Raw genomic sequence first — 13456 nt, 5'->3', positions numbered from 1 at the left:
ATGCGCGGCCGGGGGCGATGCGAGGTCGGTGCAGAGGCGCCGACCGGCGTCCGCAACCGGCAGCGAATGCGTGGCGTCGCACGATCGCTGCGGCGCGTTGCCGATCGACCGCGAGCCTCCTCCATGCCTACCTCCGAACCCTCCCTGCAGCCAGCCATCGCCTCGGCCTCTCCCACGCCCGTGTCCGATCCCGCGGTAGCGCGCGACTGGCGCACACCCTTGGAGCTGGGGTTCCTCGGCGTCGTCTGGGGCTGCTCGTTCCTGTTCATGCGCGTGGCGGCGCCGCAGTTCGGCGCCTATGCGCTGGTGGAACTGCGCCTGGCGCTGGGCGCGGCGGTGCTGCTGCCGTTCCTGTGGCTGGCGCGGGCGCGCTTCCCGCTGCGGCGCTGGCCGACCCTAGCGGCGATCGGCGTGCTCAATTCCGCCTTGCCGTTCCTGCTGTTCGCGTGGGGCGCGCAGCATGCGCCGGCGGCGATCGGCGCGATCTGCAACGCGATGACGGTGCTGTTCACTGCGTTGATCGCCTTCCTGTTCTTCGGCGAGCGCATCGGTACCCGGCGTGCGCTGGCATTGCTGATCGGCTTCATCGGCGTGCTGGTCCTGGCCACCGGCAAGTCGGCCGGGCTCAGCGTCGGTCCGTCCGCCTTCGCCGGCGCCACCGCCTCGCTGCTGTACGGCATCGGCTACAACCTGGTGAAGCGGCACATGGGCGATCTGCCGCCGGCCGCGTCGGCGGCGGCCACGCTCGGCTGCAGCGCGCTGCTGCTGGCGCCGCTGGCGTGGACGCATTGGCCGGCCGCGCCGGTGTCGGCGCTGGCCTGGGCCTGCGCGGGCGGCCTGGGCGTGGTCTGCACCGGCCTGGCCTACCTGATGTACTACCGGCTGATCCAGCGCATCGGCCCGGCCCGCGCCTCGACCGTGACCTACCTGATCCCGGTGTTCGGCGCGCTGCTGGCTTGGTGGTTCCTAGGCGAGCCGCTGACCTGGACCATGCTGTTGGCCGGGGCGCTGATCCTGGGCAGCGTCGCCTTCAGCCAGCGCGCACGCTAGCAACGCAGCTTGCAGGCGTGCGCGAGGATGCCGATGCTGGTGTGCGCCGCACCTGCGGTGCGGCACATTCCCTTGGCCTGGAGAACGACGCAATGACCGATTCCCTGCTCGCATCGCAGTTCGCGTTCAAGGCCTGGGCCAACGCCGAGATGCTGCAGGCGCTGGCGCAGATCGATGCGGTCGCGTATCCGGCGCAGCGGCAGCGCGCGATCCGGCTGTTGAACCACACCTACGTGGTGGACCGGATCTTCGCCGCGCACCTGGAGGGCGGCACGCACGCATACGCCGCGAGCAACACGCCGCAGACGCCGGAGCTGGAGGCGCTGGGTGCGGCAGTAGCCGAATCGGACCGCTGGTATGCCGACTATGTCGCCCGGCTCGACGCGCCCGCCTTGCAGCAGACGCTGGCGTTCCGTTTCACCGATGGCGATGCCGGCCGCATGAGCCGGCAGGAAATGCTGTTCCACGTGCTCGCGCATGGCGCCTTCCACCGCGGCAACATCGCCATGCTGCTGACCGAATGCGCCGTGGAGCAGCCGCGCGAACTGTTCACCCGTTTCCTGCACGCGCAACAGCCGCAGCGGCGCAGCGTCGGCGGCGCCTGAGCGCGCGCCGTCCGGCGCGCGCATGACGCGTCACTTCGGCGGCGTGCGCACCGGCAGCGGCACGTTGCACAGGTCGATGTGGCCGGCCGGACGCTTGTAGAAATCGTCGCGGCGGTTGCGCCGCGCCTCGGCCACCTCGCGGAAAGTGCGGCTATCGGTACGCAGCAGTTGCAGCGGGGTGCGCTCGGCGTCCGGCACGTCGCTGGCCAGGCGGATCGCGCGGATCGGCGTGCGCTGCTCGGGTTTTTCGTAGAAGCCCATCGGGTCCGGCCCGCGCGGGATCACGCTGAGCAGTTCCATCCCCTTGACCACGCGGCCGACCACGGTGATGTTGCGGTCCAGTTGCCGCGGCGACTGCCCGGTGACCACGTACAGTTCGGCGCCGATGCTGCTGTCTTCGTCGTTGTTGCGGCCGGCACCCACGGTGCCGTAGCAATGCGCCAGCCAGGCGGTGCCGTCCTTGGGATCGCGCGCCACCGGAAAGCCGTCGACGAAGCCCACCTGCGGCGCCCAGCCGTCGCGGTCGGGCAGGGGCTGGAACGCCAGTCCCGCGGCCGGGCGCTGGAATTCGGCGGGCAGGTGGGTCTTGGCACTGCCCAGCGACTTGGCCTTGCCCGGTTCCTCGCCATCGGGATCGCCGAACTGCACCACGAAATTGTCCTGCGAGCGGTAGATGCTCAGGCCGTCCCAGAAGTGCTCGTGGGCCAGGGTGCGGATGTTGCCGACATGCTGCGGCGCGAACGCCGGCGCCAGTTCGATGATCACCCGGCCGGTGTCCAGCTCCAGGTACAGCGTGTTGGCCGGATCCAGCGTGCGCCAGTCGCTGGGCTTGGATGCGTCCAGGATCTGTTGCGGGCTGCGGTACGGCACGGCCGGCGGTGGTGCCCCCGCCCATGCGGCGGAGGCGGGGAGCGACAACGCGAGGGCGAGCAGGGAAGTGCGCAACGGCATGAGGGCGGCCCGGTCGGTGAGCGCTCGATTCTCACCGAAGCGGTGGCCGCTGCCAATGCACCGGTGGCACGGCGCGATCGCCGTGCCACCGAGAGGTCCGCCTACGACAGCGCGCGCTTCTGCGGTTCCTGCGTCTCCTGCACTGGCGCCTGGGTCGGCGTCGGTGGCAGTGCGGCCAGTTGCCTGGCGCTTTCGGCGGCCGGGATGGTCGCCGCCTGCGCGGCGTCCACGTAGGCCACGCGCTTGTCGGCGGACATCGGGTCGCCCTGTACCGCGAACACGCGGCCGTTGTCGTTGCGCAGGACGTGATCGACCTGGGTCAGGCCATCGCGCCGGGCCGCCAGCAGCAGGCCGCTCGCGACGTTCGCGTCGTAGGGCGTGAGCTTGCGTTCGATCGCCTGATGCATCGCCTGCTGTTGCGGATCGGCGGCGGCGCGCGCATCGGGCGGGGCGGCGGTGGTTGGGGCGGCGCGCGTGGGCGCTGACGGTGATGGCGGGTCGGCGCGGTCGACCTGCGCGTCGATGCGCACAAGGTCACCGCCCGGCGTGCCGCCGGCGCTGCTGGACACGCGGAACAGGCGCTCGCTCAGGCCGTACTGGGAATTGCCCAGGTTGCGCGCCAGGCCGATCGCGAAGTCCTGCGGACTCTGCTTTGCATACTCCGCAGCCTCATGCGCGGTCATCGGACTGGCCTGGGCGGCGCGCTGGTACTGCTGGCGCAGCGCGTCCATCTGCTGTTCGGAGAAGCGCAGGGTGGCGGTCTGGCCGGCCGCGATCGGCGTATCGGTGGAGGCGGTGTCCTTGCCGGTGAGCGCGGCGTTGAGCAGTTGCGCCTGATTGTGGTCGACCTTGTCGAAGGTGAACTGATAGCTGCGTTCGTCCACGCGCTCCTTGCCCGCCGGGTCGAACTGGCGGGTCAGGGTCATCGGCACGTTGCCGGCGTACTGCACCTTGCCGACCACGCTGGAACTGCCGTCGGCATAGGTGGTGCGCACGTTCTCGCCAGTGTTGCGCTGGCCGCCCAGTTCGGCCTTGAACGGGCCCAGGCCGAGATTGGCACGGGTCTCCGAACTCATGGTCAGGCTTTCGACCTTTTGCACGTCGGTGACCCCTGGCGTGTTGGCGGCGAGTCGGCCGCTGGCCAGGAAGTCGCGATAGGCGGCCTGCGCCTGCGGGTCGCGCAGGTCGAAGGTGGCGGTGCGCATGGTCGCCTGGCCCAGCGCATCCTGGCGGCCGAGCATGGCCTGGGCGACGTCGGTCTTCAGGCCCACGGCCTCCAGCCGCTCCACCGCCTGGGCCGGGCCGACCGCGACGCGCACGTGATCGGCATCCACGCGTTGCACCGCATAGCTCACGCCGGCCGCGTCGGTGCGCTCGCTGGACGTGGCGACGCCGCGGAACGCGGCCTCCATCGAGGTCTTGGCGAACACCTGGCCGTCGAGCTTGACGCTGCCGCCTTCCGGAATGGTGCCGGGGTCGAAGGGATTCACCCGCGCAGCGGCGTCGGCCGTGGCCTCGCCGCGCAGCCGGACCTCGTAGCGGCCACGCTCGCCGGTGGCCTGGGTCAGGCTGCCGTCGGCGGCCAGGCGCCCGGCCTTGAAGTCGCCCTGGATGCGATGGCCCTGGGTGAATTCCATCTCGACGTTGAACACCGTGTCGCCGTTTTCCTGCTTGCGGCCGGCGCCGACCTTGCCGGTATGCACCGCCGCGTATTCCAGCGGGCCGTACTTGGCCTCGGCGGCCGTGCGGCTGTACTCGACCGAGGCCGAACCGGCTTCTGGATCGCGCTTGAACGCGCCGGTCGAGAACTGATTGCCGGACCCGGCGAAGCTGGCCTCGGTGGCCTGCCCGGGCTGTGGGGTGGCGGGCGTCGAACTCATGCGTGACCTCCTGGATGGCATGCACAAAGGAAGGTCCCGCAGTGTAGTCAGCGCGGTGTTGCCGAAACGTTTGTCGCCGGGAACGCCAGCGGGAGCGGTGCCTATGACCAACGGCACAGGGACTATGTCGAACTCTGCACTAGTATCCACTTCAACCTAGTGAGGGGCGCCATGGTCGAGCCGGATGCGCAGCTGAAGAAATTCCAGAAGGAGCTGAGCGCCGGCACCGTGTCGCTGGCCCTGCTGGCGGTGCTGGCCGCCGCCGAGGCGCCGCTGTACGGCTATCTGATCGCCAAGCGCATGGAGCAGGTGGGCGAGGGCGTGCTCAGCGGCAAGCAGAGCGCGCTGTACCCGGTACTGCGCAACCTGGAGGCGGCGGGGTTGCTGTCCAGCCATGTCGAGCCGTCGGTGGCCGGGCCGCCACGGCGTTACTACCGCATCACCGCGGTGGGTCTTTCCACGCTGCGGCAATGGGCCGCGGCGTGGCGCGCCACCCGCGATTCCGTCGATTCCGTGCTGAAGGGGATTTCAGAATGAGCAGCGCACACACCGCACCGCGGCCCTTGCCGACCACCATTCCCGACTACCTGGCGCAACTGCGTGCGGCATTGGGCGGCGCCGACCCGGCGCTGATCCAGGACGCGCTGTACGACGCGGAGGAATACCTGCGTTCGGAACTGGCCGAGCAGCCGGGCAAGAGCGAGGCCGAGGTCATCGCCGGCGTCGCCGGCAGCTACGGCGCACCGGAGGAGGTGGCCGAGATCTACCGCGATACCGAGGTCACGGTCAGCCGCGCGCTGAAGCCGCCGGCGCCGCCCAAGCGCAAATCGTTGCTCGGCCGCTTCTTCGGCGTGGTCGCCGACCCGCGCGCCTACGGCAGCCTGTTCTACATGCTGCTGTCGCTGGTCACCGGCATCTTCTACTTCACCTGGCTGGTCACCGGCGTCAGCGTGTCGGCGGGCTTGCTGATCCTGATCGTCGGCGTGCCGCTGCTGGTGCTGTTCTTCGGTTCGGTGCGGCTGCTGTCGCTGGTGGAGGGCCGCGTGGTGGAAGTCCTGCTGGGCGAGCGCATGCCACGCCGGCCGCTGTACAGCGCCCCCGAACAGCCGTGGCTGCAGCGCATCGGGCAGATGTTCACCGATGCGCGCACCTGGACCACGATGCTGTATTTCCTGCTGATGCTGCCGCTGGGGATCTTCTACTTCACGGTCTTCGCGGCCTTGCTGAGTACCTCGCTGCTGATGCTGCTGGCGCCTGCTGCGCTGTTTGCCCCGGATGTCGCGGATCTGACCGTTCATGTCGGTCCGCTGCACTGGATCGGCAGCGAGGCGTGGCTGCCGTTGCTGCTGGCCAGCGTGCTGGGCGCAGCGCTGTTCTTCGTCACCCTGCACCTGTCGCGCGGCTTCGGCAAGGCGCATGGCCTGCTCGCCAAGCACCTGCTGGTGCGCAGCGAGGCGCCCTGATGTCCTGATGCACGATCGCCCGCGGCGGGGTCGCCGCGGGCGAGATGCCGCTCAGCCCGCCTTGCGGCTGCTGCGGCGCTTGAGCGGGGTGACGTTGCCGGCCGCCGGCGCGCGGCTGGCGCCGGCATTGGCGGCGATGAAGCTGCGCACCTGCGGATACACGATGTCGCGCCAGCGGCGGCCGCTGAAGATGCCGTAGTGGCCGGCGCCTTGCACTTCCAGATGCTGGCGGCGCGCGGCAGGGATGCCGGTGCACAGGTCGTGCGCGGCGGCGGTCTGGCCCAGGCCGGAGATGTCGTCCAGTTCGCCTTCGATGCTGAGCAGCGCGGTGTCGCGGATCGCGGCCGGGTCGACGCGTTCGCCGTCGATCACCCATTCGCCGCGCGGCAGCAGGAACTCCTGGAACACCACGCGAATGGTGTCCAGGTAGTAGGTGGCCGGCATGTCCAGCACCGCGTTGTACTCGTCGTAGAAGCGGCGGTGCGCCTCGGCGTCCTGCAGGTCGCCCTTGACCAGGTTGGCGTAGAAATCCCAGTGCGACATGAAGTGCCGGCTGGGGTTCATCGCCAGGAAGCCGATGTGCTGCAAAAAGCCCGGGTAGACGGCGCGGCCGTGGCCGGGATAGGCCGGCGGCACGGTGTGGATGACGTTGTGCTCGAACCAGGACAGCGGATTGCGCGTGGCCAGGTTGTTGACCTCAGTGGGGCTGCGGCGCGCGTCGATCGGCCCGCCCATCATCACCAGCGAGCGCGGCGTGGTCTCGCCGCGTCCGGCCATCAGCGACACCGCCGCCAGCACCGGCACGGTCGGCTGGCACACGCTCATCACGTGCAGTGACTCGGCGCCGATGTGGCGGATGAAGTCCTGCACGTAGCGCACGTAGTCGTCGAGGCCGAAGTCGCCTTCGGACTGCGGCACCATGCGCGCATCGATCCAGTCGGTGACGTAGACCTTGTGGTCGCGCAGCAGGGTGCGCACGGTGTCGCGCAGTAGCGTGGCGTGGTGGCCGGACAGCGGCGCCACCACCAGTACGGCCGGCTGCTTCTTGAGTCCGTCCACGACCTTGGCGTCGTCGCTAAAGCGCTTGAAGCGCAGCAGGCGGCAGAACGGCTTGCGCAGCACTTCCTGCTCGACGATCGGCAGCGCGTGGCCGTCGACCTCGACATGGTCCAGCGCCCATGCCGGCTTCTCGTAGTCCTTGCCCAGGCGGTGCATCAACTCGTTGCTCGCGGCCAGACGCTCGGCGCCGGGCAGCGTCGACCACAGGCTGTTGGGGTCGGAGAAGATCTTGGCGTTGGCTTCGGCCTGGTGCACCCAGGGGGCGAGCAGGTTACGGGTCAGTTCGTGCCACTGGTAGAGCATGCCGGTGTTTCCATTCTGAGCGTATGCTGCCGTGCAGCATAACGCATCCGCGCGGTTTGCACCTTAATGGGGCACCAGACCAATCGTCTCCAGGGCCGCCGCATCCCCCGCCAGCGCTGGCGCCAGCCAGCAATGACTGCCCACCGGGCGCAGCCCGAGCGCACCGAACTGGCGCCGGTACCAGCGCGCCGCGCGGGGCTGGAAGCCGGCGTGGTCGCCGTCGAAGTCGTCTTCGGCGGCGAAGGTCTCCAGGAACGCCACGCCGCCGCACAACTCCACCAGGCCGGGCAGGCCCTGGCGCAGTTCGCGGCTGGGCACGTAGTGCAGCACGTCCGAGCACACCAGCAGGTCCACCGGCGCGCACGGCCGCAGCCAGGCGAAATCGCCGAAGCGCGCCGGGTGCAGGTTGCGGTGGCGGCCGTAGCGGGCAACGGCGTAGTCGCTGCTGTCGAAGCCGAGATAGCGCAGTTTCGGCCGCAGCTTGAGCAGCGGCGCGCGCCAGGCGCCCTCACCGCAGCCGATGTCGAGCACGCTGCGGATCGGCCGTTCCAGGTAGTACTCGGCCTGGGCCACGGCGAGCGCGACCTTGCGCGCCAGGCGCGCCGCGTCGCCGATGCCGTCGCGGCGATACCAGCGTTGGAAGTAGTCGGCGTCGTACTGTTTGTCCATGCGGGCGTGTGGTCCGTGCGGGCGCCGGACGAATCGGCGAAAATGGCCGCACATCCTACGCCAGCAACCTGGAGCCAGCGCATGCAACTCTACCTGTGGATCAAGTCCCTGCATCTGCTGTTCGTGATCGCATGGATGGCGGCGGTGTTCTACCTGCCGCGGATCCTGGTCAACATCGCCGAGAGCGCGGGCCAGCCGCAGGTGCAGGAGCGCCTGGCGCTGATGGGACGGCGCCTGTACCGCTTCGGCCACAGCATGTTCGGCCTGGCGCTGCTGCTGGGGCTGACCCTGTGGCTGGGCTACAAGGTGCTGCCGGACTTCCCGACCATGGTCGCGCCCGGCCACAGCGGCTGGCTGCACGCCAAACTCGGCCTGGTCGCGTTGATGCTGGCCTACTACATCTTCACCGGCCGCTGGCTCAAGCGCGTCGGCCAGGCCGGCGCGCTGCCGTCCTCGCGCGCCCTGCGCCTGTTCAACGAGGTGCCGGTGCTGGCACTGCTGGTGGTGATCTGGCTGGTGCTGGCGAAGCCGTTTTGATTGAGGCCGGGAATGGGGAATGGGGAGGCGGGAATCGGTAAAGCGGCGCAACGCTAGCTGTTAGCGCGCGAGCCGGATTTGCCCTCACGTGTCACAGCCGAGGCGGCCGGCTTTTCCCATTCCCCATTCCCGATTCCCCCGCAGCGGCTACGCCGCTGCGATCACGCCGTCTCGTAAGCGCCGTAGCTACGCAGGCGCTCGTAGCGCTTCTGCAGCAGTTGCGCGATCGGCAGCTGTTCCAGGGCGTCCAGTTCGTTGAGCAGGACCGCCTTCAGGCGCTTGGCCATCTGCGTGGGGTTGCGGTGGGCGCCGCCGATCGGTTCGCGGATCACCTTGTCGACCAGGCCCAGCGCGGACAGGCGCTTGGCGGTCAGGCCGAGTTGCTCGGCGGCGTCCTTGGCCTTGGACGCGTCCTTCCACAGGATCGAGGCGCAGCCTTCCGGCGAGATCACCGAGTAGGTGCCGTATTCCAGCATCAGGGTACGGTCGCCCACGCCGATCGCCAGCGCGCCGCCGGAGCCGCCTTCGCCGATCACGGTGCAGATCACCGGCACCTTCAGTTCGGCCATTTCCAGCAGGTTGCGCGCGATCGCCTCGCTCTGGCCGCGCTCCTCGGCGCCAATGCCGGGGTAGGCGCCGGGGGTGTCGATGAAGGTCAGCAGCGGCAGCTTGAAGCGCTCGGCCAGCTTCATCAGGCGCAGCGCCTTGCGGTAGCCCTCCGGGCGCGGCATGCCGAAATTGCGCGCGATCTTGCTCTTGGTGTCGCGGCCCTTCTGATGGCCGATGATCACCACCGCGCGGCCGTCGATGCGGCCCAGGCCGCCGACGATGGCCTTGTCGTCGGCGAACGCGCGGTCGCCGGCCAGTTCCTGGAACTCGTCGCAGAACACGTTGATGTAGTCCAGCGTGTACGGGCGCTGCGGATGCCGCGCCAGCTGCGAGATCTGCCACGAGGACAGGTCGCGGAAGATCTGTGCCGTGCGCACCCGCAGCTTGTCTTCCAGCGCGCTGACCTCGGCATCGACGTTGACCGCCGGACCGGTGCTGGCACTGCGCAGTTCCTGGATCTTGGCTTCCAGATCGGCGATGGGTTGCTCGAAGTCGAGGTAGTTCGGGTTCATTGGAAGCCGTGGAGAACGTGAAGCGGAGGAGTTTAGCCGAATGCGGGTGTGTGGCCCGTACGGGGGGGAACGGGGGAAAAGCCGTGAATGGGGAATCGGGAATGGGGAATCGGAAGAGCGGGGCGATTCCTTGCGATCCTCACCATTGCCGGGAGGCCGGCTTTTCCGATTCCCGATTCCCGATTCTCCATTCCCGGCTCACGCCCATGGCGGGCTGTACTTGACCTTCACCGCGCGCACCGCCGGGTCGCCGCGCAGGGCGTCCAGCAGTTGCGGGTCCACGCGCACCGAATGGCTGCCGTTGAGGTCGAGCATGCCGGCGATGCCGCCCTGCGCCGACTGCAGCAGCAGGTCCAGGCGCAGGGGGGTCTTGCCCGGGCGGTGGCGGGCGAGCAGGCCGTCGATACGCGGCCAGGCGCTGCGCTGGCGCAGGTCCAGGCGCAGCGACAGGCGCTGCGCGTGGTGCGTGCAGATCTGTTCGTAGTCCCAGCACTGGCGGATGCGCATCGCGTAGCCGCCGTTGAATTCGTCCTCGCGCACGCCGCCCTTGACGATGAGGATGCGGTCGCGGGTCAGCAGGTGGCCGAACTCGGCGATGGCGTCGGAGAACGCGCTGCACTCGATGCGGCCGCGGCCGTCCTCCAGTTGCACGAACACCTGGCTGTCGCCCTTGCGGCGCACGCCGACCACCTGGCCGGCGAGGATCGCGCTGACCTCCGGGCGCCACGCGCGCTTCTCGCCATCGCCGCCGCCACCGCGACCGCCGCCGGATTGCGCGCAGATCTTCTCCAGCGCGCTCAGGTCGCAGCCGACCAGTTCGCGCACTTCGTCGCGGTACGGATCGAACGGATGGCCGCTGAGGTAGAAGCCCAGCGTCTCGCGCTCGCCGGCCAGCAACTGGCCCAGCGGCCATTCCTTGCTTTCCGGCAGGTCCAGGCGCAGCGCCGGGGCGCTGGTGTCGGCGCCGCCGAACAGCGAGTTCTGCCCGGAAGCGCGCTCGCGCGCCATCTGCTCGGTGGCCTTCATCACCTCCGGCAGCTGCAGCATCAGCGTGGCGCGGTTGGCGCCCAGCCCATCCATCGCGCCGGCGTTGATCATCGCCTCGAGGGTGCGCTTGTTGAGCTTGGCCGATTCCACGCGGGTGCAGAAATCCAGCAGCGAGGCGTACTCGCCGCCGCGCTCGCGCTCGGCCACGATCGCCTCGCAGGCGCCGCGGCCCACGCCCTTGATCGCGCCCAGGCCGTACTGGATGGTGTCCGGCGTGGCCGCCTCGAACATGTAGGCCGAGGCGTTGATGCGCGGCGGCAGCACGGTCAGGCCGAGGTTGCGCACCTCGTCGAGGAAGCCGACCACCTTGTCGGTGTTGTCCATGTCCGACGACAGCGTGGCCGCCATGAACTCAGCCGGGTAATGGCGTTTCAGCCACGCGGTTTGGTAGCTGACCAGCGCGTAGGCGGCGGCGTGCGACTTGTTGAAGCCGTAGCCGGCGAACTTCTCCATCAGGTCGAAGATTTCGTCGGCCTTGGCCTCGCCGACGCCGCCCTTGGCCGCACCCTCGCGGAAGATCTCGCGGTGCTTGGCCATTTCCGCCGGCACCTTCTTGCCCATCGCGCGGCGCAGCAGGTCGGCGCCGCCCAGCGAGTAGCCGCCGACGATCTGCGCCATCTGCATCACCTGCTCCTGGTACACCATGATGCCGTAGGTGTCCTTCAGGATCGCTTCGGTGCGCGGATCGGGATAGACGATCTCCTCCTGCCCGTGCTTGCGCGCGTTGAACGAGGGAATCAGGTCCATCGGGCCGGGGCGGTACAGCGACACCAGCGCGATGAGATCCTCGAAGCGGTCGGGGCGGGCGTCCTTCAGCAGCCGGCGCATGCCCGAGGATTCGAACTGGAACACCGCGCCGGTGTTGCCCGAGGCGAAGATGCCCTTGTAGGTCGGCGCGTCGTCGAGCGGGATCGCGGCGATCTCCACCGGCGGAATGCCGGCGCGCGCGTGGCGCACGTTGATCGCCTTCACCGCCCAGTCGATGATGGTCAGGGTACGCAGGCCGAGGAAGTCGAACTTGACCAGGCCGACCTGCTCGACGTCGTCCTTGTCGAACTGGGTGACCGGGTTCTTGCCGAAGTTGTCGACGTCGTGTTCGGCGAACAGCGGGCAGAAATCGGACAGCGGCGTCGGCGCGATCACCACGCCGCCGGCGTGCTTGCCGGCGTTGCGGGTCAGGTCCTCGAGCTGCCGCGCCAGGTCCATCAGATCGCGGACGTCGTCCTCGGCCTGGTAGCGCTGGATCAGCTCCGGCGAGGCCATCTCGCTGTCCTTGCCTTCGCCCATCGCATCCTTCAGCGTGATGCCGAGGATGTTGGGGATCAGCTTGGCGACGCCGTCGACCAGGCCGTACGGGAAGCCGAGCACGCGCCCGCAGTCGCGCACCACCGCCTTGGCCGCCATGGTGCCGTAGGTGATGATCTGGCTGACCCGGTCGCGGCCGTACTTGCGCGCCACGTAGTCGATCACCTCGTCGCGGCGATCCATGCAGAAGTCGATGTCGAAGTCGGGCATCGACACGCGTTCCGGGTTGAGGAAGCGCTCGAACAGCAGGTTGTACGGCAGCGGATCCAGGTCGGTGATCTGCAGCGCCCACGCCACCAGCGAACCGGCACCGGAACCGCGGCCCGGGCCGATCGGGATGCCCTGATTCTTGCCCCACTGGATGAAGTCGGCCACGATCAGGAAGTAGCCGGGGAAGCCCATCTTGATGATGGTGTCCAGCTCGAACTCGAGCCGGTCCACGTAGTCCTGGCGGGTCTTGCCGGGCGCCAGCGGGTTCTTCTCCAGGCGCGCGGCCAGGCCGTCGCGCGACTGGCTGCGGATCCAGCTGTCCAGCGTCTCGTCGTCGGGCACCGGGTAGGCGGGCAGGAAGTAGGTGCCCAGCTGCATCTCGATGTTGCAGCGTTGCGCCAGCGCCAGGGTGTTGTCGATCGCGTCGGGGATGTCGGCGAACAGCGCGGCCATCTCTTCGGCCGACTTCAGGTATTGCTGGTCGCTGTAGTCGCGCGGGCGCTTGGGGTCGTCGAGCACGCGGCCGGAGGAGATGCACACACGCGCCTCGTGCGCGGCGAAATCGCTGGCGTACAGGAAGCGCACGTCGTTGCTGGCGATCACCGGCAGGCCGCGGGTGCCGGCGGCGTGCAGGGCGAACTGGTTGAACGCCTCCTCGCCGTCGCGGCCGGTGCGGGTCAGTTCCAGGTGCAGGCCATCGCCGAAGATGCGCTGCCAGTCGGCCAGTTGCTGCTCGGCCAGGTCGTGGCGGCCTTCGCTGGCCAGGCGCCCGGCCAGGCTCTCGCGGCCGGCCAGGGCGAACAGGTTGTCGCTGCCGGTCTGCAGCCATTCCGGGCGCAGCGCCACGCCGCCTTCGCTGCGGTGGCCTTCCAGCCAGGCGCGGGTCAGCAGCCGCGACAGGCTGAGGTAGCCGTCGCGGTTGCGGCACAGCACGGTCAGCCGCCACGGCGCCTGGGTGCCGTCGGCGATCAGCAGGTCGGCGCCGGCGATCGGCTTGATGCCCACGCCTTCGGCGGCCTTGTAGAACTTGACCAGCGCGAACAGGTTGTTGAGGTCGGTGACCGCCAGCGCGGGCAGGTCCAGCTCCACCGCGCGGCTGAGCAGGTTGGCCTGCTTGGCTTTCTTCGGGTCAGCCTGATCCGGTTTCTCGGGCACACGGATGGTCGAATCCGCCAGCGAGAACTCGGTGTGGATGTGCAGATGGGCGAAGCGGGAAGTGGACATGCGGAACCAGAGCGATGCCCGGGCAGGGTAGC

At 69.1% G+C, this 13456-nt stretch carries 11 protein-coding genes; 5 read left to right on the top strand and 6 right to left on the bottom strand.

Translation table 11 applies throughout. The features are described 5' to 3' along the window. Nucleotides 1-123: 123 nt before the first annotated feature. Together RAB71_RS14430 and RAB71_RS14425 are read left to right on the top strand one after the other, a co-directional pair. Entirely contained in the window at nt 124-1050 is a 927-nt protein-coding gene (locus RAB71_RS14430) for a DMT family transporter (RefSeq protein WP_040902265.1), read from the top strand. Nucleotides 1051-1142: 92 nt separating this feature from the next. Next, complete coding sequence (locus tag RAB71_RS14425) at nt 1143-1655, top strand: DinB family protein (protein WP_010344061.1); 513 nt, start codon at nt 1143-1145, stop codon at nt 1653-1655. Between the two features lie 30 nt (nt 1656-1685). Here the strand turns inward: RAB71_RS14425 and RAB71_RS14420 are convergent, their stop codons facing one another. Both RAB71_RS14420 and RAB71_RS14415 read right to left on the bottom strand, forming a co-directional pair. After that, nucleotides 1686-2606 (bottom strand): peptidylprolyl isomerase, encoded by a 921-nt coding sequence (locus RAB71_RS14420; RefSeq protein WP_029562255.1) that lies wholly within the window; start codon nt 2604-2606, stop codon nt 1686-1688. A 101-nt stretch (nt 2607-2707) separates the two neighbouring features. After that, nucleotides 2708-4486, bottom strand: coding sequence for an XVIPCD domain-containing protein (locus RAB71_RS14415; protein WP_010344059.1), 1779 nt, complete (start codon nt 4484-4486; stop codon nt 2708-2710). 171 nt (nt 4487-4657) lie between these two features. On the opposite strand from RAB71_RS14415, the gene RAB71_RS14410 reads away from it, so the two are divergent. Together RAB71_RS14410 and RAB71_RS14405 are read left to right on the top strand one after the other, a co-directional pair. After that, the gene (locus tag RAB71_RS14410; RefSeq protein ID WP_010344058.1) at nt 4658-5023 is read left to right on the top strand and encodes a PadR family transcriptional regulator; all 366 of its coding nucleotides are present in this window, start codon (nt 4658-4660) and stop codon (nt 5021-5023) included. Next, nucleotides 5020-5949, top strand: coding sequence for a sensor domain-containing protein (locus RAB71_RS14405; protein ID WP_010344057.1), 930 nt, complete (start codon nt 5020-5022; stop codon nt 5947-5949). Before RAB71_RS14410 ends, RAB71_RS14405 begins: the two co-directional genes overlap by 4 nt. Before the next feature lie 51 nt (nt 5950-6000). Here the strand turns inward: RAB71_RS14405 and phaZ are convergent, their stop codons facing one another. Both phaZ and RAB71_RS14395 read right to left on the bottom strand, forming a co-directional pair. Next, a complete protein-coding gene (gene phaZ, locus RAB71_RS14400) occupies nt 6001-7311 on the bottom strand; it encodes a polyhydroxyalkanoate depolymerase (RefSeq protein ID WP_010344056.1) in 1311 nt (436 codons plus the stop codon). A gap of 63 nt (nt 7312-7374) precedes the next feature. Continuing rightward, on the bottom strand, nt 7375-7980 hold the full coding sequence (locus RAB71_RS14395) for a class I SAM-dependent methyltransferase (RefSeq protein ID WP_010344055.1): 606 nt from the start codon (nt 7978-7980) through the stop codon (nt 7375-7377). Nucleotides 7981-8061: 81 nt separating this feature from the next. Here RAB71_RS14395 and RAB71_RS14390 point away from each other — a divergent pair, with 81 nt between their 5' ends. Beyond that, nucleotides 8062-8517 (top strand): CopD family protein, encoded by a 456-nt coding sequence (locus tag RAB71_RS14390; protein WP_010344054.1) that lies wholly within the window; start codon nt 8062-8064, stop codon nt 8515-8517. Between the two features lie 161 nt (nt 8518-8678). Here the strand turns inward: RAB71_RS14390 and RAB71_RS14385 are convergent, their stop codons facing one another. Beyond that, nucleotides 8679-9638 carry an acetyl-CoA carboxylase carboxyltransferase subunit alpha gene (locus tag RAB71_RS14385; protein ID WP_010344053.1) on the bottom strand — a complete coding sequence of 320 codons (960 nt, stop codon included), beginning with the start codon at nt 9636-9638 and terminating at the stop codon, nt 8679-8681. Nucleotides 9639-9836: 198 nt separating this feature from the next. Then, a complete protein-coding gene (gene dnaE, locus RAB71_RS14380) occupies nt 9837-13424 on the bottom strand; it encodes a DNA polymerase III subunit alpha (RefSeq protein WP_010344052.1) in 3588 nt (1195 codons plus the stop codon). Nucleotides 13425-13456 lie beyond the last annotated feature (32 nt).

The sequence above is a fragment of the Xanthomonas sacchari genome (assembly GCF_040529065.1).
Classification (GTDB): Bacteria; Pseudomonadota; Gammaproteobacteria; order Xanthomonadales; family Xanthomonadaceae; genus Xanthomonas_A; species Xanthomonas_A sacchari.
Note: the sequence above shows the minus strand (reverse complement) of the source record. Positions and strands in the feature narration are given on the sequence as shown.